The organism is Pseudomonas sichuanensis, from assembly GCF_024749065.1.
GTDB lineage: Bacteria > Pseudomonadota > Gammaproteobacteria > Pseudomonadales > Pseudomonadaceae > Aquipseudomonas > Aquipseudomonas sichuanensis.
In genome coordinates this window covers 4,681,161-4,708,009 of the sequence record NZ_CP087185.1, presented here as the reverse complement: position 1 = coordinate 4,708,009, position 26,849 = coordinate 4,681,161, and the positions used below count along the sequence as shown (strand labels likewise).

Genomic DNA, 26,849 nt, shown 5'->3' with positions numbered 1-26,849 from the left:
AAGCAGCCGGCCCAGAACTGCGCAAGGTCGACGAGCCGTCGTGAGGCTGGTGCCCGACTCGGAGGACGGGTACGACAAGTGCGCTATGCAGCACACTTGTCGGCATTGCCCGGTTTATTGGTCCTCAAGTGCCGATGTAGTGCATTCCGCGCAGCGCGAGGAAGGTGTGCAGGTCGGCGAGCTGCGGCAGCCGACGTTCATGTAGCGATCCCCATTCCGGTCGTTCGATGTAGATATAGCGGCCTTCGCGTTTGATCAGGGTGCGTCGCAGGGTCATGTCACGGCCTCTGCTGACCACAACCGAATTGCCACCTTCATGCTCGAGGGTGTAGTCGCCTGGGTGTGGCAGTAGCGTATCGAGGTCTTGGGCAGCCGAGCGAGATGTGTCCACGGCCGCCCGCAGGCGCAGGTCGCTCTTGACTCGGGATACCCGGCCGTCGGCGATGTCGAGCCCAGGATCGGTGTCGAAGCGGTCCGGCTGGCCTGTGGGTACATCCTCGACACGCAGGCCGATGGCACCTTCCGTCTCGGCAAGCCCTGCGACCCCTGCGAATGAATTGGCATGCGTGTTGCCCACCAGGGCCACCCACCTCCCCGGGCCGCGTACCGCCTGATCGGCCTGGATGATGCGGTGGGCGAAGAAGTTCATCATTTCCTGGCGCGCCACCTTGGACGGCGCGGTGGACCATTGCTGTTTGTAGCTCGCCATGCAGTCGATGGATTGGATCCGTACGCCGTTCTTTTGTGCCGCTACCAGTACCTGGCGGAATGTGTAGCGGCCCGAGGGGTCGGTAAAGTGGCCTCTGTCCTGGCTGCTGACATAGGTATCCAGGTCCGGGCTCATCTGGCCGGTGCGGTTGAACATGTCGAGGTCGGCCTGCTGGAAATCGGTCTGGAAGTGCTCCATGTACAGCGTTTTTACCTTTAACTTGCGCAGCAAACTCATGTTGTCGATCAGCAAGCGCTTGCTGCCGATACCGCTGTGGGCTTCCCCGACGACCAGGCCATTGGTGTTGTCATAGATCTGTCTGAACAGGTCTTTGGGTGTCGAATTGGCGACAGGCTCAGGTATCCGTGGTCGCGGCGGCAGTTCAGGCGCCTGCATGAACCTGGCCGCGTCAGCCGCCAATTGCTCGCGCAATTCGAGGAAGTGTTGAATGGCCGTATTGCGCTGTGGATTCATGATGTCCAGCCGGTCACCAGTGAGCTCCAGGTCGGTGACCGCTCTCAAGAGCGGGCGCTGGTTCGCCGGAACCTCATAAGGCGTCTCGGGAAGTGCAGGCAGGCTGGCCCCGTTGCCGGTGCGCCCCCAGACTTTCAGTCGCGAGAGCCCGCCTCCATTGAGACCCAGGCGTTCGAGGGGATACCACTGACCGTCGTCTGCCAGGCGAATGCCTTGGCTCTTGTAGAAGGAGAACGGGTTTTCGGGGTCGACGATGGTCCAAGTCTTCAGCTCGTTCACATAGCGCACCTGGTAGGGCAGCTCGTCGACCAGCACGTAGAATTGGCCGTCCTGGGTGTAGACGCCTTCGAGCACGCCGGAGCCGGGTTCGCCGGTGAGCAGCACGTTGGTTTCGAAGGGGGCCAGCAGCTCCCAGCTCTGACCCGGCCAGAAGGGGCGAGGCACCCAGGCATGCAGGTCATCCGCCTCAATGGCGCGATCCTCCTCCTGGGCTTGCGTCTCGTCTTGCTCGGATGAAGCGGCATCTTCTTCGATGCTGCCCGTTTCTGCGGCCTCGGCAGACTCTCCCAGCTCTGCCAGAGGTTTGCCAGGGGCGCCGCGTAGGAAGGTGGCATTGAACAACGTATTGATGGCGGCGAAGATTGCGCCTGTGACGCCAGCCTTGCGGTCGCGCGTGGTATGGCCATTGATCGCCTGGTCGATGTTCAGGCCGGTCTCGGCCAGGCCCGCGCCGACCACCGCCAGCGCGACGGGCCAGTCCACCGCAGCCATAGGCCCGAATACCCGCGCGAATGCTCTCAGGTAGCCGATCCACATTTGCTTGCGCAGGTCGCTGTTGGTGCGCAAGGAGAAGTACGCATCATCCAGCATGCGCTGGTGAGCCTTGTCCCGTAGCCAGCTGAACGCGTCGCCCTGGATCGTCAGGTCCAGCGTATTCAGGCCCGAGTAGTCGCTTCTGCCCCAGCCTTGGTACAGCAGGTCGACCAGGTGGTTGAGCCCGACATTGCTGTCGCCTTCTTCGCGATCTGCAAGCGAGAAGTGCCCCATGAAGCGGACGCGGTTCTCGGCCTGGTTGTTGTGATTGAGCACCCACCAGAACAGTTCGTTGCTGTCCGGGAATAGCTGCAGGGCATCGACTTCGCCGGGTAAGTAGAGCAATTGCCGACCGTCTTGCATTTCCACCCGCAGAATATCGGTTGCCACATGGCCGCCGATATCCAGGGCGCACAGGCGAATTTCTGGGCTTGGGACGACTTCCTGTTGCAACTGTTCCTGGGTGGGTGGCCAGAACTGTCCGCCAACGAGGGCCTGCGAGACCTCGCCGCAGCACCGGGCAAGCGCCGAACCCGGGTCGTGGGCGCATACTTCCAGCACCTTGCTCAGGAAGTTGGCTTTAGCCAGGGTGCGGAACTGTGTCGACTGCCCGGACCAGAACGCGCTGAGGTGCTTGTTGAAGTCGGCGGCAAAATCGATGCTCCAGAAGTAGTCCATGACTTGCCTGGCATCGAGCCTCACTTCGTTGTGTTCGTCGTACACACCCTTGTCCGGCCCATCGCTGTAGAAGCCGACCAGGTAGCCGAGCAGGTCGGCATTGTCCTGCTCGCTGACGTTGAAGCGATGCATTACCAGCTGAGGCAAGGTCAGCGACTGGTAAGGGGTTTCGAAATGCTGCCATCCATTGAACGTCCTGGGGCTGCTGACGGCCCTTTTGAATCGATGCAGAAAAACTTTGTCGGGGTCCAGCGAGCGCAAGCCGTTGCGTTCGAGGACCTGCTGCGCGACATGGCGCGCCATTTCGCGCATGTCCGGGCAGTCTGCGATCAGCTGGCTTGCCAGGTTGTGCAGGGCTTTTTGTTCATTGGTATGCATGGGGTCGAGTGACATTGCTTTTATCCGTGTGGGAGGTACGGATGTCAGCCTGTCGGAAGCGTAGCCATGCTGGTGGTACATATTGCTTGGGGCCTGGACAGGCTCGGGCTTAAATGTGTCCTTTCACTTAATATTTCGCAAATGCAGGTGTATCGTATTCGCCCTTCATCGCCGGCCACTGCCGGTGTACTGATTGTGCAGAAACGAGGTACCCGCACCGATGTCCTTTACCCGTCGACAAATGCTCAAGGGCCTGACCGGGCTTGTGGTGGTAGGCCTGGGCGCCGGGGGCGCGGCGCGCTACTGGCTGGGCAAGGTCGAGGATGACAACGCCGGGCACGACTACGAGCTGATCGCCGCCCCCCTGGATGTCGAGCTGGTGCCGGGTTTCAAGACCGAGGCCTGGGCCTTTGGCCCGTCGGCGCCGGGTACCGAGCTGCGGGTACGTCAGGGCACCTGGTTGCGGGTGCGCTTCATCAACCACCTGCCGGTGGAAACCACCATTCATTGGCACGGCATCCGCCTGCCGCTGGAAATGGACGGTGTGCCTTATGTATCGCAGTTGCCGGTCAAGCCGGGCGAGTACTTCGACTACAAGTTCAAGGTGCCGGATGCGGGCAGTTACTGGTACCACCCGCACGTCAGCAGCTCCGAGGAGCTCGGCCGTGGGCTGGTCGGCCCGCTGATCGTCGAGGAGCGCGAGCCGACCGGCTTCGCGCATGAGCGCACCCTCAGCCTGAAAAACTGGCATGTCGATGAGCAGGGCGCCTGGATGCCGTTCAGCGTGCCGCGCGAGGCTGCCCGCAATGGCACCGCAGGCCGGCTGATCACCATCAATGGCCAGGCCGACTCGGTCACCGAGCTGCCGGCCGGGCAGGTGGTGCGGGTGCGCCTGCTGAACCTGGACAACACCTGGACCTATCGCCTCAACCTCAAGGGCAACTGCGAGGCGATGATCTACGCCCTCGATGGCAACCCGGTCACGCCGCGCCCTCTGGACGACGATTACTGGCTCGGGCCGGGCATGCGTATCTGCCTGGCCATCCGTATCCCAGAGGCGGGCGAGGAGGTTTCCCTGCGTGACGGCTTCGTGCGCCTGGGGACCCTGCGCTCGGTGGCCAGCAACCAGGCGCCGGGCGACTGGCCCAAGGCGCTGCCGGCCAACCCGATTGCCGAGCCGGACCTGCAGAACGCCGAGAAGCTCAACTTCAACTTCGAATGGGTCGGCAAGGTCTCGGTGAACACCGACAACGGCAAGCCGCCGAGCCTGTGGCAGATCAACGGCCAGGCCTGGGACATCACCGACAAGACCTGCGCCGACCGGCCGATCGCCACGCTGCAGAAGGGCAAGAGCTACATCTTCGAGCTGAAGAACATGACCCAGTACCAGCACCCGATCCACCTGCATGGCATGAGTTTCAAGGTGATCGCGTCCAATCGCCGCAAAATCGTCGAGCCGTGGTTCACCGACACCTACCTGCTGGGCAAGAACGAGCGTGCCCAGGTGGCATTGGTGGCCGATAACCCGGGGACCTGGATGTTCCATTGCCATGTCATCGACCACATGGAAACCGGCCTGATGGCCGCGATCGCGGTGGTCTGATGCGCCCACAGATCATCGATCGCAGCCGCGATCAGGAATTCATGCGCCTGGCGCTGCAACTGGCCGCCGAAGGCGCAAGCCTGGGCGAAGTACCGGTGGGGGCGGTGCTGGTGCAGCACGGCCAGGTGATCGGCCAGGGCTTCAACCGGCCGATCGTCGACAGCGACCCCAGTGCCCATGCCGAGATGGTTGCCATCCGTGCTGCGGCGAAATCCGCCAGCAACTACCGGCTGCCGGGCAGCACCCTGTACGTGACCCTGGAGCCCTGCAGCATGTGTGCCGGGCTGATCGTCCATTCGCGAGTGGCGCGGGTGGTGTTCGGGGCGCTGGAACCCAAGGCCGGCATCGTGCAGAGCCAGGGGCAGTTCTTCGGGCAGGGCTTTCTCAACCATCGGGTGATGGTCGAGGGCGGGGTGTTGGCCGAGGAGTGCGGGGCGATTCTGAGCGCGTTCTTCAAGGCCAGGCGGGCGAAGGGGTAGCTCTGGCAGTCTTGTGTCGCCTGTGCCGGCCCTTTCGCGGGTAAACCCGCTCCCACAGTCGCCATGGGAAGCCGGAATTACATCGCCGGCGACTGCTCCGCCGGCTTGTCCTTGTTCACCCCTGGCACATGCAGGTTGCCTTCGGCCACTTGGCCTTCGAGCTGCGGCTGGGTCACCCAGGTGAGGATGTCGTAGTAACGGCGGATGTTGGCCACGAAATGCACCGGCTCACCGCCGCGGGCATAGCCGTACTTGGTCTTGCTGTACCACTGTTTCTGCGACAGGCGCGGCAGCATCTTCTTCACGTCCAGCCACTTGTTCGGGTCGAGCTTTTCGCGCTTGGCCAGGGTGCGGGCGTCTTCCAGGTGGCCACTGCCGACGTTGTAGGCGGCCAGGGCGAACCAGGTGCGGTCGGGCTCCTTGATGCTGTCGTCGAGCTCTTCCTTGATCTTCATGAAGTACTTGGCACCGCCCTGGATGCTCTGCTTGGGGTCGAGGCGGTTGGACACCCCCATGGCCTGGGCGGTGCGCTGGGTGAGCATCATCAGGCCGCGCACGCCGGTCTTGGAGGTGACCTCCGGTTGCCACATGGATTCCTGGTAGCCGATGGCCGCCAGCAGGCGCCAGTCCACTTGCTCGACCTTGGCGTAGCTCTTGAAGTGCTTCTCGTACTTGGGCAGGCGCTGCTGCAGGTGCTGGGCGAAGGTGTAGGCGCCCACGTAGCCGAGTACATCGACGTGGCCGTAGTAGCGGTCTTTCAGGCGCTGCAGGGTGCCGTTCTTCTGCGCCTTGTCGAGGAACTCGTTGACCTCGTTGAGCAGGCTGTTGTCGTCACCGGCGGCCACCGCCCAGCGCTGGTCGCGGCTGTCGCCCAGGTCGAAGGCCACGCGCACGTTGGGGAAGTAGACCTGGTTCATCGCCAGCTCATTGGAGTCGACCAGGGTCAGGTCGATCTGGCCTTCGTCGACCATGCGCAGCAGGTCGACCACTTCGACGGCGTCGGACTCTTCGTATTCCAGCCCCGGGTTCTGCTTTTTCAGTTCCGCCAGCTGGTCGGCGTGGCTGCTGCCCTTGAGCACCATGATCTTCTTGCCCACCAGGCCTTTGGCGTTGGTGGGGCGCGAACGGCCATTGCGGTAGATGACCTGGGGCGTGACTTCAAGGTAGGGGTGGGAGAACTTCGCCTGGGTAGCGCGCCGCTCGCTGCTGACCAGGCCGGCGGCGGCCAGCACCGGGCCGGACGGCTTGCCCAGCTGGTCGAACAGTTGGTCGAGGTTGTCGGCGGTCTCGATCTGCAGCTTCACCCCAAGGTCGTCGGCAAAACGCTTGACCAGCTCGTACTCGAAGCCGGTTTCGCCGTTGCGGTCCTGGAAGTAGGTGGCCGGGCTGTTGCGGGTAATCACGCGCAATACGCCGTCCTCCTTGACGCGTTCGAGGGTGCTGGGTTTTTCAACGCAGGCACCGAGCATCAGGAAGAGTCCGGTTGCGAAGAGCCATTTGGCGCAACGCTGGCGCAAAGCAGTGTGGGCGAACATAGCGTGCAGTATACGCAAAGGACTGCTGGCGCCATATCTCGACAATGGTTGGCAGGTCTGCTAGCTGACCTGAGCGGCAAGTGACAAGCTGCAAGCTGCAAGCAAAAAGCAGGGCATGCATGCTCGCTTTTTTCTTGTGGCTTGGAGCTTGCAGCTTGCAGCTGCTTTTTTGACCCCGAGGTCCGGTTCCACCGCCCGGCACCATTGGCTTAGAGCGGGTGCCGAAAGCCTGCAAATTAGGCTAGAATGCACGGCCTCTAAGCACACCCCTTCCTGAGGCTGTCCCGACGATGTTGATCCTGCGCGGCGCTCCTGCCCTTTCTGCCTTTCGCCACGGTAAATTACTCGAGCAACTGAGCCAGAAAGTCCCCGCTGTTACTGGTTTGTATGCCGAATTCGCCCACTTCGCCGACGTCGACGGCGAGCTGACCGCCGACCAGCAGCAGGTGCTGGGCCGTCTGCTCAAGTACGGCCCGAGCGTGCCGGTGCAGGAGCCGACCGGTCGTCTGTTCCTGGTGGTCCCGCGCCTGGGCACCATCTCGCCCTGGGCCTCCAAGGCCAGCGACATCGCCCACAACTGCGGCCTGCAGTCGATCCAGCGCCTGGAGCGCGGCATCGCCTACTACGTCGCCGGTGAGCTGTCCGACGCCGATGCCCAGCTGATCGCCGCCGAGCTGCACGACCGCATGACCCAGCGCGTGCTGGCCAAGCTGGAGCAGGCAGCCGACCTGTTCAGCCACGCCCAGCCCAAGCCGATGACCTCGGTCGACGTGCTGGCCGGTGGCCGCGCCGCCCTGGCGCGAGCCAACATCGACCTGGGCCTGGCCCTGGCCGAAGACGAGATCGACTATCTGGTCAATGCCTTCCAGGGCTTGAAGCGCAACCCGAACGACATCGAGCTGATGATGTTCGCCCAGGCCAACTCCGAGCACTGCCGCCACAAGATCTTCAACGCCAGTTGGGACATCGACGGCGAAGAGCAGGAAAAAAGCCTGTTCGGCATGATCAAGAACACCTACCAGATGCACAGCGAAGGCGTGTTGTCCGCTTACAAGGACAACGCCTCGGTGATCGTCGGTTCGGTGGCCGGCCGCTTCTTCCCGAACCCTGAAACCCGCCAATACGGCGCGGTGCAGGAGCCGGTGCACATCCTGATGAAGGTCGAGACCCATAACCACCCGACCGCCATCGCCCCGTTCTCCGGCGCCTCCACCGGCTCCGGCGGCGAAATCCGCGACGAAGGCGCCACCGGCCGCGGCGCCAAACCCAAGGCTGGCCTGACCGGCTTCACCGTGTCCAACCTGCGTATCCCGGGCTTCGAACAGCCATGGGAAAAAGCCTATGGCAAGCCGGAGCGCATCGTCGACGCGCTGGACATCATGATCGAGGGCCCGCTGGGCGGCGCTGCGTTCAACAACGAATTCGGCCGCCCTGCACTGACCGGCTACTTCCGTACCTTCGAGCAGAGCATCAACACCCCCCACGGCGAAGAAGTGCGCGGCTACCACAAGCCGATCATGCTCGCCGGCGGCATGGGCAACATCCGTGAAGACCACGTACAGAAGGGCGAGATCACCGTCGGCGCCAAGCTGATCGTGCTCGGCGGCCCGGCCATGCTGATCGGCCTGGGTGGCGGCGCCGCTTCGTCGGTGGCCACCGGCGCCAGCTCTGCCGACCTGGATTTCGCCTCGGTACAGCGCGAAAACCCGGAAATGGAGCGCCGTTGCCAGGAGGTCATCGACCGTTGCTGGCAGCTGGGTGACAAGAACCCGATCGCCTTCATCCACGACGTGGGTGCCGGCGGTATCTCCAACGCCTTCCCTGAGCTGGTCAACGACGGCGGCCGCGGCGGGCGCTTCGAACTGCGCAACGTACCCAACGACGAGCCGGGCATGGCCCCGCACGAGATCTGGAGCAACGAATCCCAGGAGCGCTACGTGCTGGCGGTCAGCGCCGAAGACTTCGAGCGCTTCCAAGCCATCTGCGAGCGCGAGCGCTGCCCGTTCGCGGTCGTTGGCGAAGCCACCGAAGAGAAGCACCTGACCGTCACCGACAGCCACTTCGACAACACCCCGGTGGACATGCCGCTGGACGTGCTGCTGGGCAAGCCGCCGCGTATGCACCGTTCGGTGACCCGCGAAGCCGAGCTGGGCGATGAGTTCGACCCGAGCACGCTGGAGCTGGCCGATTCCGTCGAGCGCGTCCTGCGTCACCCGGCCGTGGCCAGCAAGAGCTTCCTGATCACCATCGGCGACCGCACCATCACCGGCCTGGTTGCCCGCGACCAGATGGTCGGCCCGTGGCAGGTCCCGGTGGCCGACTGCGCCGTCACCGCCACCAGCTTCGACGTCTACACCGGCGAAGCCATGGCCATGGGCGAGCGTACTCCGCTGGCACTGCTGGATGCCCCAGCGTCCGGCCGCATGGCCATCGGCGAGACCATCACCAACCTGGCCGCCTCGCGCATCGAAAAACTGTCCGACATCAAACTGTCGGCCAACTGGATGTCCGCCGCGGGTCACCCGGGTGAAGACGCCCGCCTGTACGACACCGTCAAGGCCGTGGGCATGGAGCTGTGCCCTGAACTGGGTATCACCATCCCGGTCGGCAAAGACTCGATGTCGATGAAGACCAAGTGGAGCGATGAGAGCGGCGAGAAGAGCGTTACTTCGCCAATGTCGCTGATCATCACCGGCTTTGCCCCGGTCACCGACATCCGCAAGACCCTGACCCCGCAACTGCGCATGGACAAGGGCGAAACCGACCTGATCCTGATCGACCTGGGGCGTGGCCAGAACCGCATGGGCGCCTCGATCCTGGCGCAGACCCACGGCAAGCTGGCCAGTGCCGCCCCTGACGTCGACGACGCCGAAGACCTCAAGGCGTTCTTCGCCGTGATCCAGGGCCTCAACGAAGACGGTCACCTGCTGGCCTACCACGACCGTTCCGACGGCGGCCTGATGACCACCGTGCTGGAAATGGCTTTCGCTGGCCACTGCGGCCTCGAGCTGGAACTGAACACCCTGACCAGCAAGCGTGAAAAGGTTGCTGCCATCCTCTTCAACGAGGAGTTGGGTGCGGTGATCCAGGTGCGTCAGGACGCCACCGGTGAAGTGCTGGCACAGTTCAGCGCCGCCGGGCTGGGTGAAGACTGCGTCGCGGTGATCGGCCAGCCGATCAACAATGGTGAAGTCCTGATCAACTTCGAAGGTGAAGAACTGTTCAAGGGCGATCGTCGTCTGCTGCAGCGCCAGTGGGCCGAGACCAGCTACCAGGTCCAGCGCCTGCGCGACAACGCCGACTGCGCCGACCAGGAATTCGACCTGCTGCTCGAAGAAGACAACCCTGGCCTGTCGGTCAAGCTCGGCTACGACGTCAACGACGACATCGCCGCGCCGTACATCAAGAAGGGCGTGCGCCCGCAAGTGGCGATCCTGCGCGAGCAGGGCGTCAACGGCCAGGTCGAGATGGCAGCCGCCTTCGACCGCGCAGGCTTTGCCGCGATCGACGTGCACATGAGCGACATCCTCGCCGGCCGCGTCGACTTCGAAGCCTTCAAGGGCCTGGTGGCCTGCGGTGGCTTCTCCTACGGCGATGTACTCGGTGCCGGTGAAGGCTGGGCCAAGTCGGCGTTGTTCAACGCCCGTGCCCGCGATGCCTTCCAGGCGTTCTTCGAGCGTACCGACAGCTTCGCCCTGGGCGTGTGCAACGGTTGCCAGATGATGTCCAACCTGCACGAGCTGATCCCGGGCACCGAGTACTGGCCGCACTTCGTGCGTAACCGCTCGGAGCAGTTCGAGGCGCGCGTGGCCATGGTCGAGGTGCAGAAGTCCAACTCGATCTTCCTGCAGGGCATGGCCGGTTCGCGCATGCCGATCGCCATTGCCCACGGTGAAGGCCATGCCGAGTTCGCAAGCGAAGAGGCACTGCTGGAGGCCGACCTGTCCGGTTGCGTGGCCCTGCGCTACGTCGACAACCACGGCAAGGTCACCGAAGCCTACCCGGCCAACCCGAACGGCTCGCCGCGCGGTATTACCGGCCTCACCAGCCGTGACGGTCGCGTGACCATCATGATGCCGCACCCGGAGCGTATGTTCCGTGCCGTGCAGAACTCCTGGCGCCCGGACGAGTGGCAGGAAGACGCGGCCCTGATGCGCATGTTCCGTAACGCGCGCGTCTGGGTGAACTAAGGGTGCACAAGCTCGCCTTCTTCGTCCCCGACAGCCATGTCGAGGTGGTCAAGGCCGCTGTGTTTGCCGCCGGTGGCGGACGCATCGGCGACTATGACCACTGCGCCTGGCAGACCCTCGGCCAGGGCCAGTTCCGCCCGTTGCACGGCAGCCAGCCGTACCTCGGGCAGGCCGGCCAGGTCGAGGTGGTCGAGGAGTGGAAAGTGGAGCTGGTGGTGGCCGACGGGCTGATCATGCAGGTCGTCGACGCGCTCAAGCGCAGCCATCCGTATCAGACACCGGCTTTTGAGGTCTGGCAGTTGCTGGACCTTTGAGCCGAGATTTGAATGGGCCCCAAAAGGGTGGGCACAGGCTAATGCCAGTCAGTTAGCGCTTCATTGCACTTATTTGGGCTGCTCTGCAGCCCTTCGCGGGTAAACCCGCTCCCACAGGTTTCGCGCCAGCTTCAGGCTTTGCGAGATCCTGTGGGAGCGGGTTTACCCGCGAAGGGCCGCAAAGCGGCCCAAATTGGCTTAACTGACCGACATTAGGCCATAGGCCCACCCTTTTTTTGTGCTCAAAGGTTATTGCAATCAAAAGAACGGGAAGAGATTTCTGAAACTTTCGCTGGTCTTGATCGGCGTGTAGTTCTTGTTCTCATCAAGCTCGCGCAGATGTTCCCGTGCATGTTTCTCGTAATTGTCACGCAGCTCGTCGAACAGGCTGGAAGAGGCTCCCCGCGCAATTTCCTGTTCATGGGTACTTGCCCATTCGGCGACGATTGCATCCTGCCAGTCGGTGTCATAAGGGTGCTTGATGAAGGCGGTGGCCTCTTCTGAGGGTGGCAGTGCCAGCTCACCCCTCCAGTACGCCTGCATGTGACCACCCAACTGTCGTACTGCCTCCTTGGCGAGCAACATCGCCAGTTCGTGGAAGGGGTGGGTGTCGTGATCCTTGGCCAGCTGTGAGTGGGTCGGGTCTACGCCCGGCGTAGTGTTGGGGTCATCACCAAACTCTGTCTGGAAATCGTCCACCAGGTCGCCGAGTTTTGTCAGCAGTGACTGGAAGACCTGGTTGCAGTAATGGCCGACCACCCGCAACGGCAGGGTCACTGCCCAATACGCATGATGGGCAAAGCGGAACAACGGGTTATCGGCGAGGTTGTCGCGCAGGGCCAGCAGTCGTTCCAGTGCTTGCAGCCACATGGGATTTTCCTGCTCGCGGAGCAGAATTAGCATCACCTTCTCGGCATCGCTACGGTAGCCACGTTCAATGTCCTCGAACGCCGGAGGGGTGGCGGGGAACATCATCTTGCCCAACGGTTCGGCGACACTGGCGAGGATGTCGAAACCGCTGAACAGGCCGGTAACCACCGGCAGGCCATGTCTACATTCGGCTTCTGTTGTCCAAGGCAGTACCTCCGTATAGCCAAGCTTGCGCAAGCTAAGCTCGACGAAGTTGGAGTGGGCGAAATAATCTTCAACGATATGCAGGGCTTCGCCGAAATGCCGAAGGCGATCTGTTTTTTCGCTGGAGTACCCAGCCCTTTGGATGTGGTGATGCAGGTTAGTGATCGGCCCATCCATGTAGCCCTTTATCGATTGATAGGGATAGACCATGGTCGCGTAATCACCTGGCCTGACTGGCGCTTCGAAATCCTTGTCGATTTCCCTAGGGTCGAGGGGCATCTCGCTATGGTCGGTGGGGTTGTCGATGTGTTCCGACGGGCGATACACCCCGAGCAGCTCGGTGGTCACCCTGTAGGCTTCGCGCCCCTCCTCGGTGTTCTGCAGGCCGTTGAACGCTTTGAGTGCCAACAGGTCGACGATCTGGGTGAGGACGTCTCTGGAGATCTTCCTGGGGAATTGCTTGGGGGCACCTTCGGGGCGAACGAGCTTGGGGTCGATCAGTTGCGAATGGTCGCGTAGCCAGTTGCCGAAGTAGACAGCCTGGACTTCCTGCGCACTGAAACCGACTTCCCTCAGCACCTGCGCGATCGTTTCGTGGCCATCTTCGCCTGCGGCGAACCGTGGTTGTGGCCCGACACGACGCAGTTCCGGGATCACTGCTTCGACAGGGGGCGCGTCGCTCACATCCAGTGCCAGTGTCAGTTCTTCCCCGGCAACGGTGAAATAGCCGAACACCGTGCCGTTCTCGGGTGAGCTGTCGATGAAGGCCATCATGCTGGCGTATCTGCCGGCAACTTGCTGCGCTTGTTCGGGTGTTTCTGGCGACAGATCGCTCTCGCCCATGGCGTGGCGCTCGATCTGGATCAGGTTCGCCAGATGGCTACCAAAGGCGCCGAGCAGGGCCAACAGGAATTCGGGTGTGTCTTGTGGGTTGGCGAGCACCCGGTCGATGGCCGACTGGTCGATGAAGATGACCTGCAAGTCGTTGTCGTAGCGGGTGATGGTGTCTTGCTGCGTCACCACCTGGTATGCAGGGTTGGTGAGGGTGCCTTCAAGTATGTCGGTGCGCAGCTTGAGATAGACCTCAGCCGGTACTTCCAGGCCGAACACCGGCATGAAGGTGAGCATGAAGTCGAGCTCCGGGGTATCCATGGCAAACACGGTAAGCTGGTCGTGAGCGAAGGAACTCTCGAAAACGGGTGCTTCTTCCTCGTACATCGTGGCGTTGTTCATGTCGTGCATGTCGCGTCCTCTCATCAAATGTGTAGGACGTTCAGCGTGATGGTTCACAAGCACCGGAAGAATATGGAACTGGAACCTACAGTGACGCGGGAAACATCTTTCTTGGTGTTCATCCAGGTCTGAGTCGGCTGGCCGCAGCAACTGACGACCTTGCCGTCAGTTGCTGCCATGTGGCCTGTTGCAAGCGATTTACCGCGCCTTTCAGGCGATGCCGATCTCCCCGCCGTCGTTACGCTGGATCACCACGGTCGAAGAGCGTGGGCGCACCTTATCGCCGGCCGGCGTGGCATCGGTGGCGATCCCGCTGGCTGGCCAGTTTTCCGGGTGCTGGATGTTGACGAACAGGGTCTTGTTATCCGGGGTGAAGGCGATGCCCGTCACCTCGCAGCCATTGGGCCCGACGAAGAAGCGCCGCAGGTCCGCCTGGTTGCTGGGGTTGACCGGTATCTGCTTGCCGTTGCCATCCACCAGGTCGGTGGGGATCACCGCCAGCAACTGGTCGTTGGTGTAGCTGGTCACGCTCTGTTCGCCGTTGTCGGTCTCGAACCACAGCACGCCACGGCTATCGAAGCGCATGCCGTCAGGGCTGGCGAACTGGTTCATCTCGGTCAGGCCGGAGCGGTTGATGTCGGGGCCGCCGGCGGCGTTGGCGCCGAACACGAAGATGTCCCAGGTGAAGCGCTGGTGATCGTCGCTTTCGTGCCAACGGATGATGTGGCCGTGGCGGTTGGGGCCGCGCGGGTTGGCCGCATCGACCTTGTCCGGGCTGCGCGCGCTGTTGTTGGTCAGGGTGAGGTAGGCGTCGCCATTGAGCGGGTTGACCGCGGTCCACTCGGGGCGGTCCATCGGCGTTGCGCCCACGGCGTCGGCGGCGCCACGGGTATTGAGGATGATGCCCGCCAGGTCACCGTAACGTGCCCCCAGGGTGGCGCCGTCGGTCGTGGCGGATACGGCATCGAGCAGCAGCCACACACCCTTGCCGTCGGCATCGAACCGCGCCACGTAGAGCTTGCCCTTGTCCAGGTACTTGGCGCCGGTGGCCAGGCGGTCGGCAGGCTTGGCGTCGGCAGGGTCCCACGGCGCGTCCGAGACGAACTTGTACAGGTACTCGTTGTTGGAGTCGTCGCCGCTGTACCAGACCAGCGGCTTGCCGGCCACGGCCAGGCCCGGGCAGCAGCCCTCGTGGCGGAATCGGCCCAGCGCGGTGCGCTTCACCGCCCGGCTGGCGCTGTTGTATGGGTCGATCTCGACGATGTAGCCGTAGGTGCTGGCCTCGTTGCGGTAGTCGTCGCTGGCGCTGGCACCGCTTGAGGTGAGGTTGAAGCGGGCGAATTCGTCGTCGAACTCGCTGGCGTCACCGGCGGCGGTTTCCCAGCTGTACTGGCCCGTGGTGGCGGAGACGCCGATGCGTACCTGGTCGGCGGGGCGCGTGGCGGTGTTGACGAAGATGCCCGGCCAGTTCTCCTCGCAGGTCAGGTAAGTGCCCCATGGGGTGTAGCCGTTGCCGCAGTTGTTGTTGGTGCCACGGCATTCCACGCCGCTGGGCGAGAAGCGGGTCTTGACGTGCTCTGTGCCACGCAGGGGGCCGGCGATGTCCATCACCGTGGCGGTGGTGAAGCGCCGGTTCAGCGGGTCGTTGTCGACCACCTGCCAGCGCCCGCTGACCTTGCGGATGCGCACCACGCCAGCGCCGTGTGCGTTGATCTCCTTGCGCACCTCTTCGGCCGGGCGTTTACCGTCGACCGTGGTAGGGCCGGCCGGGTGCAGGGCGGCGGTGTCGATGTATTCGAAGTTGATCGCCAGCAGGCCGTCTTCGGAGCTGCCATCGATGGGGAAGAAATGCATGCCGTCATGGTGCATGCCCATGGCGTTGGCCTGGTCGGCGGCGCTGTTGCTGCCGTCCGCTTGCCAAGGTTTGCCGCTGCTGTTGAGCGGCGTGCCCCAAGGCGCCAGTACATAGGCGCTGTAGCCGGCGGCGACGACGCAGGCGTCGGTGCGCGAGCCCTTGATCGATTGGAAGCCAAGTTTGGGTGTGGCAGGTTTTGGCGTGGGGGCAGGGGTGCTGGCGCCGCTGTCGAAGCAGCCGGTCAGGCCTGCGCCGGCGATCATGGCGATCGCCGCGCCAAGGCCGCCGCGTACCACGGCCCGACGGCTCAGGTAGGCGTCCATGATGCTGGCCATCGGCAGGTTGCCGCTCAGGTTGCGGTCCAGGTTGTCGCCGCTGTCTCGACTCATCAGGTGTCCTTTTTTATCCGAGTTGAAGCAAACGCAAACTGTAGGTCGCAAACATGACGATCAGTTTGCAGAAAGGTTACCGGGGCGCGGGGCCCCGGCGATTGCTGCGCATGCTTTGTTTCTGCATGTTTAGCCGTGATGGCTACGGCTTGCCGTCGATTCGTGATGCCCACTCGGCATCACGGCTGTGGCCACTGGTACGCAACAGGCCCAGGTCAAGCGGGTTGTCGCCCTCGGCGGCGCCTTTGCCTCTGGTGCTTTCGAGCACCGCGGTGCCCAGGTCGATCGGCGAGTTGGACGCGTCCAGCGACAGGTCGCGGCGATAGTCACGACCGCTCAAGGTCTCGCGGGTGACGCTGCTGCCGCCCAGATCGACGCGGCCTTCGCTGGCCAGCAGCCTGGCACCGGTCAGACGGGTATCGCCTGCCACTTTCAGGTCGATGCCCTGGGTGCCGGCGAGGGTGGTCTGCCGGGTGACGGTGTCACGTTGTTGATGGCTGACTTCCACCTTGAGCGTCGGCGACAAGGCGGGCTCCGACTTGGCCAGCAATTTGCCCGCCTTGTCGCGCACCTTGCCGCCAGCCGGCCCGGCCAGTGCGCTGACCGCGTTGATATGGCCCTGCGGGTTCTTTTCCTGGCTGAGGCGCCCGTCGACCTTCAGTGCGAGGCTGTCGACTCGGTCCTTGCGGCTGGCGACCAGCAAGTCACCGCCCACCTTGCCACGGATGCGCTCGGCATCCAGGCGCGCGCCTTCGATACGTGAGTCGCCACGGCTGTGCAGGTCGATTTCCCCGGCGTTCAGGGTGCTGTCGTGCCAGGTCTGGTTGTCGCGCCTGTCGAGTGCCACCTGCACCCGTCCGTGCAGGGCGCGCACATCCTTGTCGCGGGCTTCGCCACGGTTCAGCTTGAAGCCGGCCCCGGCGGTGATATCGCGATTGTTGCGGTGCTCCTGCTGGCTCGATGCTTCGATCAGCAAACCGCCATTCCTGGCATCCAGGCCGATCCGCGCGGCGCTGGCCTGCAGCCCCTGAACCTGCAAGGCGACGTCATCACGGGCCAGGCTTGTGAACTGCAGCGCAGCGTTGCTGGTGAAGCGGGCATCCACGGCCTGAAGGTCATGTTCATCCACCTTGGCACTGGTGAAATGCCCGCCCAGGTTACCGCCCTTGCCTGCACCGATTGTGCCGGCGATTTCCAGCCCGCCACCGAGGGTGGAACCGCTGGCCTCATGGCTTTCACTGGCGGCGCCAACGGTCAGCAGGCCGTCGCTGTGCAGCGTGATATCGCCGTTGGCATCGATGCGCGTGCCCTCCAGGTGCAGGTTGGAGGCGCTGCTGAGCTCGACCGCGCCTTTGGCGTCGACCTGGGCCACTTGCGCCTTGGTGTCTTCGCCTTGCCGCCAGCTGTGATCGAGGTAGCCACGCAGGTCGAGGCCTTGGCTGCCGGGGCGGTTGCCGCCCTTGGCCCAGAGGCTGGCGTCCAGCTGCGATTTGTTCTGCGTGGTGCTGTCATGGGCCGCAGCCAAGGTCAGGTTGCCGGTGCTGGCCAGGTTGACCGCGCCATCGCCACCGTTGAAGCGCGTCCCTTCATACCGCCCATCGCTGCCCAGTTGTACCTGGATACCGGTTTGCCCATACAGGCTGCCGGGGCGGGCGAGGGTAGTGGTCTGCTCATGCGCCAGGGTGCCGCCTTTGCCTTCGAGGCGGCCGTTGATGTCCTGCCCGGTGCTGGTATCCACGCGCAAGCCGCCGTCGACTGCCAGGCGTCGCACTTCGTGCTGCAGCTCGTCGCTTGCCGCAAGCAGTTGATGCGTGTCGGCCTGGATCTGCAGCGGGCCGCTGCTGGCGCTGTAGTGGGTGCCTTGGTCATCGATACGCTTGGCGTCGATACGCACCGTGGCGCCACTGAAAGTGCTGGCCTGGGCGCTGCTGCTGGTGTCGGTCTGGGTGCGGGCAAGGTGGTTTACGTTCAGGTCGGCGCCGACACTGGGGGGCGCCAGCGCGTCCTCGATGCCGGGCTGCTGGAAGCGCGCGGCTTCTTCGCCGTTGATCAGGCGCTCGACAGGCCGGGAAATATCGCGGTACTCGAGGCTCGCCCCCAGGCTGCCCTGCCAGTGGTTGCTGCGCTGTTCGCGGGTCGTGCTGTTGTGCGCGGCACCATTGTCGATGCGCGGCGCGTTGACCAGCAGTGTACCTGCGGCCTCGACACTGGCCGCTTCGCTGGCCAGGTGCGGGGTGTCGATGCGCAGGTCGCCAGCGGCCTTGAGTTCGCTGCGTTGCAGGGTGCTGCTGGTTTCGCGCTGGCTGTCCTGCTTGCGGTGGCCGTAGAAGGCACTGCCGATGCGGTCGATGCCGCCGGTCAAGGCAAGGCCGCCGCCGCTGCGAGTGTCGATCGTTTGGTTGTCCTCGGTATGGCGCGCGGCGTCGAGAACCACCTTCTGCGCCTGCAGGTTCAGGTCCCCGGAATTGGCCAGAACCTGTGAGCCCGTGACGTTCAGCTGTCCGCCGCTGTGCAGGTCAACGGCAGCGCCGCTCAGCGTGCTGGCGACCTGCTGCGTTGCCGATTGCCGCTCGTCGACCTGGGCAACCTCATAGCCGACCCTGGCGTCGTACTGGCGCGAGTCCGGCTTGCCGTCCTGCGCCAGCCGGGTTTGCTGGGCGCTGGCGGTCAGATAGCGATGTTGGCTGGAGCGTTCACTGCTGTGGGTGGTTTGTGCACTTTCGATGTCGAGGTTGCCCTTGGCATCGAGCTCCAGTTTTTGCCCGGCACTGAGGGTAGCCCCTTGCACCTTCAACTCATCGGCGCTGGCCAGGCGCAGGTTGCTGGTGGAGCGCAGGTCGCTCTGCAGCACCTGTTGCGTGTTCTGCCGGGTTTCGCTGCTCTTGCCGAGCAGGCCGAACACTTTGCTGTCACTGGCGTTTTGCTGCGATTGGCGGGTGCTCTTGGCGGCCTCGACCGTCAGCGAGGCCTTGTCGCTGTACAGCACGGCGTCGCCGCCACTGCTGACCGTGCTGCCGCGGATGGCCATGCTGTCGGCACTGACACTGAGCTTGCCTTCGGCGCGCAGGCTGCTGCCGCTGGCCTGGCTGCCCTGGGTCTGGTCGCCGTTGCGCTTGCCGAAGAAGGTGCCGGACACCAGGTCGCCGCGGTAGTCGCGCTGGTTGCCACTGTCCTTGAGCGCCTGCTCGCCCACCTCGACCTGGCGTGCCTGCAATTGCAGGTCGCCCTGGCTGTGCAGGGTGCTGGCGCGAACCCGCAGGGCATTGGCGGCGCTGGCCACGATCTGCGCGCCCTGGAGGGTGCTGGGGCTGGCCTTTTCGCGGTATTGCTGGCTGTCGCTGTCGCCGCGCCAGAGGTGTTTGCGATGGCGCACCTGCTCGTCGACGGTGCTGCTGTCGACTGCGGCGTCGATTGCCAGGTCGGCACCGCTGTGCAAGGCCAGCGTGCCGCCGGCCTGCAGATGGGCGGCGCTCAGTTGCAGGTCGTCGCGGGCGTCGAGCGTGAGGTTGTCACTGGCCTGCAGGTCCGAGCCCTGTTGCGCAAGGTCGGTCTGGGTGCGTTCGCGGCTGTAGGTTTCGCTGGTGACGAACCACCATTTCTTGTCCCAGGCCTCGCGGTCTCGCTGCACCTCTTCGCGGGTGGCGGCATCCAGGGTCAGCGTCTGCCCCGAGCGGGCGTCGATGCGCTCGGCCTGGCCACGGGTGGCGGTCAGTTGCAGGTCGCCGGCGGCGTCCAGGGTCAGGGCGCCGCGGGTGCTGGTCAGGCTGGCCTGGTGCTGCCCGGTGCCTTGCACGCGCAGGTCGCCGGCGGAGCGGATGGTCAGCCCGTCATCGGCATGCAAGGCCACGTCGCCGACCTTGACGCCTGCGCCTTCGGCGCTGCTCAGCACGCGGATGCGCCCGGCACGCATGGCCCCGAACAGGCTGGCGTCGATGCTGCCCGGGGTGCCTGGCAGGTGCTTAAGTACCTCGCCGCTGGCAGCGTCGAGGCGCTGGCGGCCGACCTTCAGGTTCAGCTCGCCCTTGGCCTCGAGCGGCCCGACGCTTTCGATACGCGGGGCGATAAGGTCCAGCGCGCCTTCCTTGTTGGACTGCCCTCCCGCCAGTACCTGCAGCGCGCCCTCGGCCTCGAGCGTATCCAGGTACTTGAGCTGCTGGTCTTCGATGACCGGGGTGCCGACCAGCATACCGGCGCGGGTGGTGTTGATGAAGCTGCCGCCGTTGAGGGTGATGCCGTTGGGGTTGGCGAGGATGTAGTCGGCCGTACGGCCGAAGATTTCCTGTGGGCCCTCAATCAGTGAGGCGTTGCGGCTGATCACTTCGTTGAGGATGGTCGAGGCGGCCTGGCCCTGGAACTGTGGGTTGGCCGCCAGGGCGCCGGCCAGTTGCGACTGGCCGGCGTGCACGGCGTTGTTCAGGACCAGGCCCTGGTTGCCGACGTTGTAGTCGAGGAACTGGTTGTGCGACAGGCCGCTGGCGTTGGGCGCAACGATATCGATCACCGGGACGCCGTGCGCCTCGCTGACCAATGGCGTGCCGCCCGGGCCGGTGGCAGGTTGCAGCGGGCCGGCGGCCAGCAGCGTGGGCGAGGCGCACAGACAGAGGAACATCGCCCAGCGCAGTCGGTCAGGGTGCAGCGGGCGGGGATGTTCGGACGGTTTCATGGTGGTGCTCTCCTTTCGGTGGATGAATCAGAGGTTCAAGGTCCACTCCAGGCCCCAGAAGCCGGGCTCGAGCGCGTGGCGCGGGCGATCGCTGGCGTACAGGGCGCGTTGGTAGTCGAGGCGTATGCGGTTGCCGGGCAGGCTCAGCTCCAGGCCCAGGGTGCCGCCGGCCAGGCGCTGCGAAGGGCTGCCGTGGTCGAAGCGGGTCCAGCCCAGGTCCAGGCCCAGATAGGGGCGCAGTTGCACGGCGGTGGATGAAAGGAGGTCGAAGGGGTAGCTGAGGGTATTGCGCCAGACGGCCCCGCTGGCGCCGGAGACGGTGCGCTGGCGCACGCCGCGGACACTGTTGTTGTCACTGAGCAGCAGCTGCTCGATGGCGGGCAGCGGGTCGGGGCTGTATTGCAGGTTCAGCTCGCTTTGCCAGCGCCAGGGATGCGCGGGCGGTGCCTGGGCCAGATACAGCAGGCTGGCGCGGTACTTGCGAAAGTCGGGTTTCGGGGCGCCGGGGCGCAGCGCGCCGCGGTCGGCGCCGAGTGCGTCGAGGCCTTGGCTGACCCCTAGCGAGGCGCTCCAAAGCCCATGCTCCAGCCACAGCAGGTTGAGGCCGGCGTCGAGGGTGGTGAGGGTCGGGCTTTGCACCGCCAGGCGCTGGCGTTGCAGGTAGTTGTCCAAGCGTTTGTGGTCCAGGCGCAGGCCGGCGCTGAGCATGCCCTGCTGGTTGCGCCACAGTACCCGCTCGCCGCTCAGGCCCTGGAACTGGCTGCCTCCGCTGGCCTGGCGCCCGCCGGGCAACGGTGAGTGATAGCGCAACTGGCTGGCGTTGAGCGCGAAGGACCAGGGGCCGTAAGGAATGCTGTAGTACAGGCTCACCCCCTGGCTGGCGCCGGGCGCCTGCAGCACGGTCGAGAACAGCGCCACCCGCAGGTCGTCGTTCAGCCCCAGCGGGCTGTCCAGGCCGAGCCCGAGGTTGAGGCGCTGACGGCCGGTCAGTGGGCTGCCGCGGTTGTCGAAGCGGCTGTCCAGGTGCCAGCGGGCGCCGACCTGGTGTGGGACTATGCGCACGCGCGTCGCCCCGGCCACCTCGCCGGGCAGCAGGTCGGCGCCAAGCTCGTAGGCCCGCAGGCGATTGAGCTGATCCAGGCCTTGCTCCAGGTCTGGCAGGTGCAGTGGCTGGCCGAGCAGGCCGGGGAAGGCGCCGCGCAGCGACAGCGGCAGCTCGTCGCCGGCCAGTTCGATGGCTTCGACAAAACCTTCGACGATCAGGATGTCCAGTGGCAGGCCGGGCTGCGGTGCCTGCAGCAGATAGGGGCGCGCAAGTGGATAGCCGGCCTGCACATAGCGTTCGGTCAGCGCCCTGAAGAGCCGGTTGACGGCTGCCACGTCCATGCAGGGCAGCACCAGCGGGCGCAAGGTGCGTTCGAGGTCGCTGGCCGAGAGGCGGCGATTGCCGCTCATGCGCGCCCCCGACACTGGCCAGCAGGGGCTGCCGGCATCGTCTGGCGAAGTGCCTCGCGGCATGCGGCTGGACGGCTGGCGGTACTGCCAGCGTTGCAGCCGCTGGCGCTGTTCCAGTTCGCGTATCGACTGCTGCTGGTCGCGCAGTTGCAGGCTGGCCGGGTCTTCTGCCGCGGCAGCCGGTACGCTGCACAGGCTCAGCAGCAGGCAGGCGAGGTACAGCGGGATGGCACGACGGAGGGTGGTCGGCATGGCGAAATCCGGCAATTCGTGTACGAAGGAAGTACTCGTTTGCGTGGATTCTATGAATCTGCCTAGCCGATTAGATGCGGTCTCGCGCCCATCTGAATGTCAGATGGGTGGTGAGAAAATGTAGGGTGTTTCCTAAGAAATTGCGTCGACGGGGCGGTCGCTCAAGGGCGAATTTCGATCAATGTACCGTCCTTGACCATGCTCCACACCTCGCGCATGTCGTCGTTACGCATGGCGATGCAGCCCTCGGTCCAGTCGAGGGTGTGGAAGTACCACTCCGGGTATTCCTCGTTGATCGGGGTGCCGTGGATCATGATCATGCCACCGGCATCCACCCCTTCACGGCGCGCCTTGGCGGCGTCGGTGATGTTCGGATAGGAGATATGCATTGCCAGGTTGTAGCGGTCGCTGACCTTGCGCCAATCGAGCCAGTACAGGCCCTCGGGGGTTTTCTTGTCGCCCTCGCGCACCTTGGCGCCCTTGGGTTGCTTGCCCAGGGAAATGCGGTAGGTCTTCAGCGGTTCGCCACGGCTGATCAGTTGCAGGCGGCGTTCGGACTTGAGCACCAGCACTTTGTCGATCAACGGCCCCTGCACCACGGCGCTGGCGGGTGAAACGGGCTGCACGACCGGTTGTGGCTTGCGAATGATGGTTTCGGTGAACGCGGCATGCGACACCGAGGCGACACTGAGGCAGAAAAGGGCAAGCAACCAGCGCATGAAACCGTATCCCTGAAAACTTAAGTGGTGGATGACGCGACATTCATCGGCGGCAGGTATTCATGGCCTATCGGGTAGTGCTGCCTGACGCGGTCGCGATAGTAGCATTCTAGTGTGCGTGTGACGGTGCGGAAAGCCAGCTCATCCCACGGGATCTCGTGTTCCTCGAACAAGCGCACCTCCAGGCTCTCGACGCCGACGGCGAAGTCCAGGTCGGCCAGTTCCGCGCGGAAGAACACGTGCACCTGGTTGATGTGCGGCAAGTCGAACAACTGGTAGAGGCTCATTTGCGTGACCCGGGCGCAGGCCTCTTCGACGGTTTCGCGACGAGCGGCGTCGTCGAGGGTCTCGCCGTTCTCCATGAAACCGGCGGGCAGGGTCCAGAAGCCGCGGCGTGGCTCGATGGCGCGGCGGCACAGCAGCACCTGGCTGCCCCAGGTGGGCAGCACACCGGCAACGATGTTGGGGTTCTGGTAATGGATGGTCTGGCAATGCTCGCAAACAAACCGTGGGCGGCTGTCGCCCTCGGGGATTCGCTGGATGACCGGCTGGCCGCACGCGCTGCAGAATTTCATGCTTTCATCATTCCTGTGGGGTCTGGCTATCTTGGCGCGCGCGGTCGGCCCACTGCAAGCAGCCCGGGGCAGGGCTTGGGTGCCCGCAGGCTTTGGTGCATCATGCACGGCAGGCCTTGGAATCGAGAGTGCGTAATGCTGGACGAGCTTCTTCGCCGAATGAGCAACCACACCCCTGCATCACTGCAGGTGGACAGCCGTTTTCCGGAAGCAGCGGTGCTGTTACCCATCACCCGCAGCGATGAGCCCGAGCTGGTGCTTACCCTGCGTGCCAAGGGCTTGTCCACCCACGGTGGCGAAGTGGCGTTCCCTGGCGGGCGGCGCGATCCGGAGGACCCGGACCTGGTGTTCACGGCCCTGCGTGAAGCAGAAGAAGAGATCGGTCTGCCGCCTGGCCTGGTCGAGGTGATCGGCCCGCTCAGCCCGCTGATTTCATTGCATGGCCTGAAGGTGACACCCTTCGTCGGGCTGATCCCCGATTACGTCGAGTACCACGCCAACGATGCGGAAATTGCCGCCGTATTCACGGTGCCGCTGGCATTCTTTCGCCAGGACCCGCGCGACCACACCCACCGTATCGATTACCAGGGCCGCAGCTGGTACGTGCCCAGCTACCGCTACGGCGACTACAAGATCTGGGGGCTGTCGGCGATCATGATCGTCGAGCTGGTCAACCTGCTGTTCGATGCCGGTATCAGCCTGCACAAGCCGCCAGAGCGTTTCATCCAGAACTGAGCGGGGCACACCCCGCCACCGGCGTTCAACCGTGAGGAGCGACACATGAAATACCGCCTGGGCGACCTGCGGGTCGAGACCCATCCCACCAGCTGGGCCGCACCCAATGCCACGCTGATCGGCAAGGTGCGCCTGCAGGCGCGTGCCAGCGTGTGGTTCGGCGCGGTGCTGCGCGGCGACAACGAGCTGATCGACATCGGCGAGGACAGCAACGTCCAGGACGGCACGGTGATGCACACCGACATGGGCTCGCCGCTGACCCTCGGCAAGGGCGTGACCATCGGCCATAACGCCATGCTGCATGGCTGCACGGTGGGCGACTACAGCCTGATCGGCATCAACGCGGTGATCCTCAACGGTGCGCGCATCGGCAAACACTGCATCATCGGCGCCAATGCACTGATCCCTGAAGGCAAGGAAATCCCCGACGGCTCGCTGGTAATGGGCTCGCCTGGCAAGGTGGTGCGCGAGCTGACCGAGCAGCAGCAGCGCATGCTCGAAGCCAGCGCTGCGCATTACGTGCACAACGCTCAGCGTTACGCCCGTGAACTGGTGCCCGATGAAGACTGACGAACGGCCCGTGGCCTCCCCCTGCGTCAGCATTTGCGCCCTGGACGAGCAGGATATCTGCACCGGGTGCCAGCGCACGGTGAGCGAGATCACCCGCTGGGGGCGGATGGACAACCAGGAGCGCCGTGAGGTGCTCAAGCGCTGCCATGAGCGGGCTGTGGCGGCGGGGCTGATCATCGGCTTGTGAACCGTTGCGGTTTCATTCGCGGGTAAATCGCAGCGGCGAACCGCCGCTCCCACAGTTACGATGCTTGCCTCAAGCCTAGCGCGATCCATGTGGGAGCGGGTTTACCCGCGAAGAGTCTGGCGCTGACTTTGAATTCAAGTATTCTGTGCGGCTTGCCCAACATCCAGATAGCCCATGTTCTACCTCATCGCCTATATCAGCAGCGTGGTGCTGATCAACTACGCCTTCTCCAGCGCACCGCACCTGGATGTGATCTGGTCCGCCTGGGGCGGGTTGGTGTTCATCCTGCGCGACATGGTGCAGACCCGCTACGGCCATGGCGCGCTGCTGGCCATGCTGGCGGCGCTGGTGCTCTCGTATGCCACCTCCGAGCCTGCCATCGCCCTGGCCAGCGCTACGGCGTTCTTCGTCTCCGAACTGATCGACTGGCTGGTATTCAGCGTCACCCGCCGGCCCCTGCGCGACCGCCTGTGGCTGAGCTCGGCGCTGAGCATCCCGGTGGATACCTTCATCTTCTTCGGCATGATCGGCGCGTTGACCCCCGTGGTGATCGGCACGGCGCTGGCGTCGAAGTTCGCCGGAGTCACCGCGGTATGGCTGATCATGGCCTGGCGTGCCCGGCGCGCGATGGTCGTATCCTGATGTAGAATGCGGGTCCAATTTTCAGCGGGCGGCAGCCAGCGTGGCGCGGCCCCGGACGCCTTCGAGGACCTGAAATGACCCGTATCGGAACCCCATTGTCGCCCACCGCGACCCGTGTACTGCTGTGCGGCTGCGGCGAGCTGGGCAAGGAAGTGGTGATCGAGCTGCAGCGCCTGGGCGTCGAGGTGATCGCCGTCGACCGCTACGCCAATGCCCCGGCCATGCAGGTCGCGCACCGCAGCCACGTGATCAACATGCTCGATGGCGTGGCCCTGCGCGCGGTGATCGAGGCGGAAAAACCGCACTACATTGTCCCCGAGATCGAGGCCATCGCCACCGCCACGCTGGTGGAGCTTGAGAACGAAGGCTTCAATGTCGTCCCCACCGCCCGCGCCACCCAACTGACCATGAACCGCGAAGGCATCCGCCGCCTGGCCGCCGAAGAGCTGGACCTGCCGACCTCGCCTTACCACTTCGCCGACACCTTCGAGGACTACAGCAAGGCCGTCGCCGACCTTGGCTACCCATGCGTGGTCAAGCCGGTGATGAGCTCGTCGGGCAAGGGCCAGAGCCTGCTGCGCAGCGCCGATGACTTGCAGAAGGCCTGGGACTATGCCCAGGAAGGCGGCCGCGCCGGCAAGGGCCGGGTGATCATCGAGGGCTTCATCGACTTCGAATACGAAATCACCTTGCTGACCGTGCGCCATGTGGGCGGCACCACCTTCCTTGAGCCGGTCGGCCACCGTCAGGAGAAGGGCGACTACCAGGAGTCCTGGCAGCCTCAGGCGATGAGCCCGAAAGCCCTGGCCGAATCGCAGCGTGTGGCCCAGGCGGTCACCGATGCCCTGGGTGGGCGTGGCCTGTTCGGCGTCGAGCTGTTCGTCAAGGGTGACCAGGTGTGGTTCAGCGAAGTGTCGCCGCGCCCGCACGACACTGGCCTGGTGACCTTGATTTCCCAGGACCTGTCGCAGTTCGCCCTGCACGCCCGGGCGATTCTCGGCCTGCCGATCCCGGTGGTGCGCCAGTTCGGTCCGTCGGCTTCGGCGGTGATCCTGCCCGAAGGCCAGTCGCAGCAGACCGCCTTCGCCAACTTGAACGCCGCTTTGAGCGAGCCGGACACCGCCATCCGCCTGTTCGGCAAGCCTGAGATCAATGGCACCCGCCGCATGGGCGTGTGCCTGGCGCGTGACGAGTCGGTTGAAGCGGCACGCGCCAAGGCGACCCGCGCTTCGCAGGCGGTCAAGGTCGAGTTCTAAGCTTCGAGCTACAAGCTTCAAGCCGCAAGAGGAAGCAGGCCGCATGCGGGTTTGCTTCCTCTTGTAGCTTG

17 protein-coding genes are annotated in these 26,849 nt (G+C 64.3%); 9 read left to right on the top strand and 8 right to left on the bottom strand.

Annotated elements, in window-relative coordinates; all coding sequences use genetic code 11:
• Nucleotides 1-124 precede the first annotated feature (124 nt).
• Nucleotides 125-3,133 (bottom strand): membrane-targeted effector domain-containing toxin, encoded by a 3,009-nt coding sequence (locus LOY51_RS21295; RefSeq protein WP_223811869.1) that lies wholly within the window; start codon nucleotides 3,131-3,133, stop codon nucleotides 125-127.
• 139 nt (nucleotides 3,134-3,272) lie between these two features.
• On the opposite strand from LOY51_RS21295, the gene LOY51_RS21290 reads away from it, so the two are divergent.
• Both LOY51_RS21290 and tadA read left to right on the top strand, forming a co-directional pair.
• The gene (locus tag LOY51_RS21290; protein ID WP_125859980.1) at nucleotides 3,273-4,655 is read left to right on the top strand and encodes a multicopper oxidase family protein; all 1,383 of its coding nucleotides are present in this window, start codon (nucleotides 3,273-3,275) and stop codon (nucleotides 4,653-4,655) included.
• Nucleotides 4,655-5,134, top strand: coding sequence for a tRNA adenosine(34) deaminase TadA (gene tadA, locus LOY51_RS21285; protein WP_125859978.1), 480 nt, complete (start codon nucleotides 4,655-4,657; stop codon nucleotides 5,132-5,134). Before LOY51_RS21290 ends, tadA begins: the two co-directional genes overlap by 1 nt.
• 77 nt (nucleotides 5,135-5,211) lie before the next feature.
• Here the strand turns inward: tadA and mltF are convergent, their stop codons facing one another.
• Nucleotides 5,212-6,669 (bottom strand): membrane-bound lytic murein transglycosylase MltF, encoded by a 1,458-nt coding sequence (mltF, locus tag LOY51_RS21280; protein WP_110993284.1) that lies wholly within the window; start codon nucleotides 6,667-6,669, stop codon nucleotides 5,212-5,214.
• Between the two features lie 290 nt (nucleotides 6,670-6,959).
• On the opposite strand from mltF, the gene purL reads away from it, so the two are divergent.
• On the top strand, nucleotides 6,960-10,859 hold the full coding sequence (purL, locus tag LOY51_RS21275) for a phosphoribosylformylglycinamidine synthase (protein ID WP_258642940.1): 3,900 nt from the start codon (nucleotides 6,960-6,962) through the stop codon (nucleotides 10,857-10,859).
• Between the two features lie 2 nt (nucleotides 10,860-10,861).
• The gene (locus LOY51_RS21270; RefSeq protein WP_125859974.1) at nucleotides 10,862-11,173 is read left to right on the top strand and encodes a YqfO family protein; all 312 of its coding nucleotides are present in this window, start codon (nucleotides 10,862-10,864) and stop codon (nucleotides 11,171-11,173) included.
• Between the two features lie 258 nt (nucleotides 11,174-11,431).
• On the opposite strand, the gene LOY51_RS21265 is transcribed toward LOY51_RS21270, so the two are convergent.
• The 6 genes from LOY51_RS21265 to LOY51_RS21240 all read right to left on the bottom strand — a co-directional run bounded on the left by LOY51_RS21265 (nucleotide 11,432) and on the right by LOY51_RS21240 (nucleotide 23,388).
• Complete coding sequence (locus tag LOY51_RS21265) at nucleotides 11,432-13,489, bottom strand: HET-C-related protein (RefSeq protein ID WP_258642937.1); 2,058 nt, start codon at nucleotides 13,487-13,489, stop codon at nucleotides 11,432-11,434.
• A 201-nt stretch (nucleotides 13,490-13,690) separates the two neighbouring features.
• Complete coding sequence (locus tag LOY51_RS21260; RefSeq protein WP_258642935.1) at nucleotides 13,691-15,724, bottom strand: PhoX family protein; 2,034 nt, start codon at nucleotides 15,722-15,724, stop codon at nucleotides 13,691-13,693.
• 142 nt (nucleotides 15,725-15,866) lie between these two features.
• Nucleotides 15,867-20,387 (bottom strand): hemagglutinin repeat-containing protein, encoded by a 4,521-nt coding sequence (locus tag LOY51_RS21255; protein ID WP_258642933.1) that lies wholly within the window; start codon nucleotides 20,385-20,387, stop codon nucleotides 15,867-15,869.
• 27 nt (nucleotides 20,388-20,414) lie between these two features.
• On the bottom strand, nucleotides 20,415-22,094 hold the full coding sequence (locus tag LOY51_RS21250) for a ShlB/FhaC/HecB family hemolysin secretion/activation protein (protein ID WP_258642931.1): 1,680 nt from the start codon (nucleotides 22,092-22,094) through the stop codon (nucleotides 20,415-20,417).
• Between the two features lie 161 nt (nucleotides 22,095-22,255).
• Complete coding sequence (locus LOY51_RS21245) at nucleotides 22,256-22,813, bottom strand: L,D-transpeptidase family protein (RefSeq protein ID WP_110993289.1); 558 nt, start codon at nucleotides 22,811-22,813, stop codon at nucleotides 22,256-22,258.
• 20 nt (nucleotides 22,814-22,833) lie between these two features.
• On the bottom strand, nucleotides 22,834-23,388 hold the full coding sequence (locus LOY51_RS21240) for an NUDIX hydrolase (protein WP_125859964.1): 555 nt from the start codon (nucleotides 23,386-23,388) through the stop codon (nucleotides 22,834-22,836).
• A 135-nt stretch (nucleotides 23,389-23,523) separates the two neighbouring features.
• On the opposite strand from LOY51_RS21240, the gene LOY51_RS21235 reads away from it, so the two are divergent.
• The 5 genes from LOY51_RS21235 (at nucleotide 23,524) to purT (ending at nucleotide 26,778) form a co-directional block, all read left to right on the top strand.
• Complete coding sequence (locus tag LOY51_RS21235) at nucleotides 23,524-24,123, top strand: CoA pyrophosphatase (protein WP_125465258.1); 600 nt, start codon at nucleotides 23,524-23,526, stop codon at nucleotides 24,121-24,123.
• Nucleotides 24,124-24,168: 45 nt separating this feature from the next.
• The gene (locus LOY51_RS21230; RefSeq protein ID WP_125465257.1) at nucleotides 24,169-24,693 is read left to right on the top strand and encodes a gamma carbonic anhydrase family protein; all 525 of its coding nucleotides are present in this window, start codon (nucleotides 24,169-24,171) and stop codon (nucleotides 24,691-24,693) included.
• Nucleotides 24,683-24,880, top strand: coding sequence for a DUF1289 domain-containing protein (locus tag LOY51_RS21225; protein ID WP_125859962.1), 198 nt, complete (start codon nucleotides 24,683-24,685; stop codon nucleotides 24,878-24,880). The genes LOY51_RS21230 and LOY51_RS21225 overlap by 11 nt, the downstream gene beginning before the upstream one ends.
• Nucleotides 24,881-25,054: 174 nt before the next feature.
• Nucleotides 25,055-25,522: a VUT family protein gene (locus tag LOY51_RS21220; protein WP_125465255.1), complete on the top strand. Its 468-nt coding sequence runs from the start codon at nucleotides 25,055-25,057 to the stop codon at nucleotides 25,520-25,522.
• A gap of 74 nt (nucleotides 25,523-25,596) precedes the next feature.
• Nucleotides 25,597-26,778 carry a formate-dependent phosphoribosylglycinamide formyltransferase gene (purT, locus tag LOY51_RS21215; protein WP_110993295.1) on the top strand — a complete coding sequence of 394 codons (1,182 nt, stop codon included), beginning with the start codon at nucleotides 25,597-25,599 and terminating at the stop codon, nucleotides 26,776-26,778.
• Nucleotides 26,779-26,849: the final 71 nt, after the last annotated feature.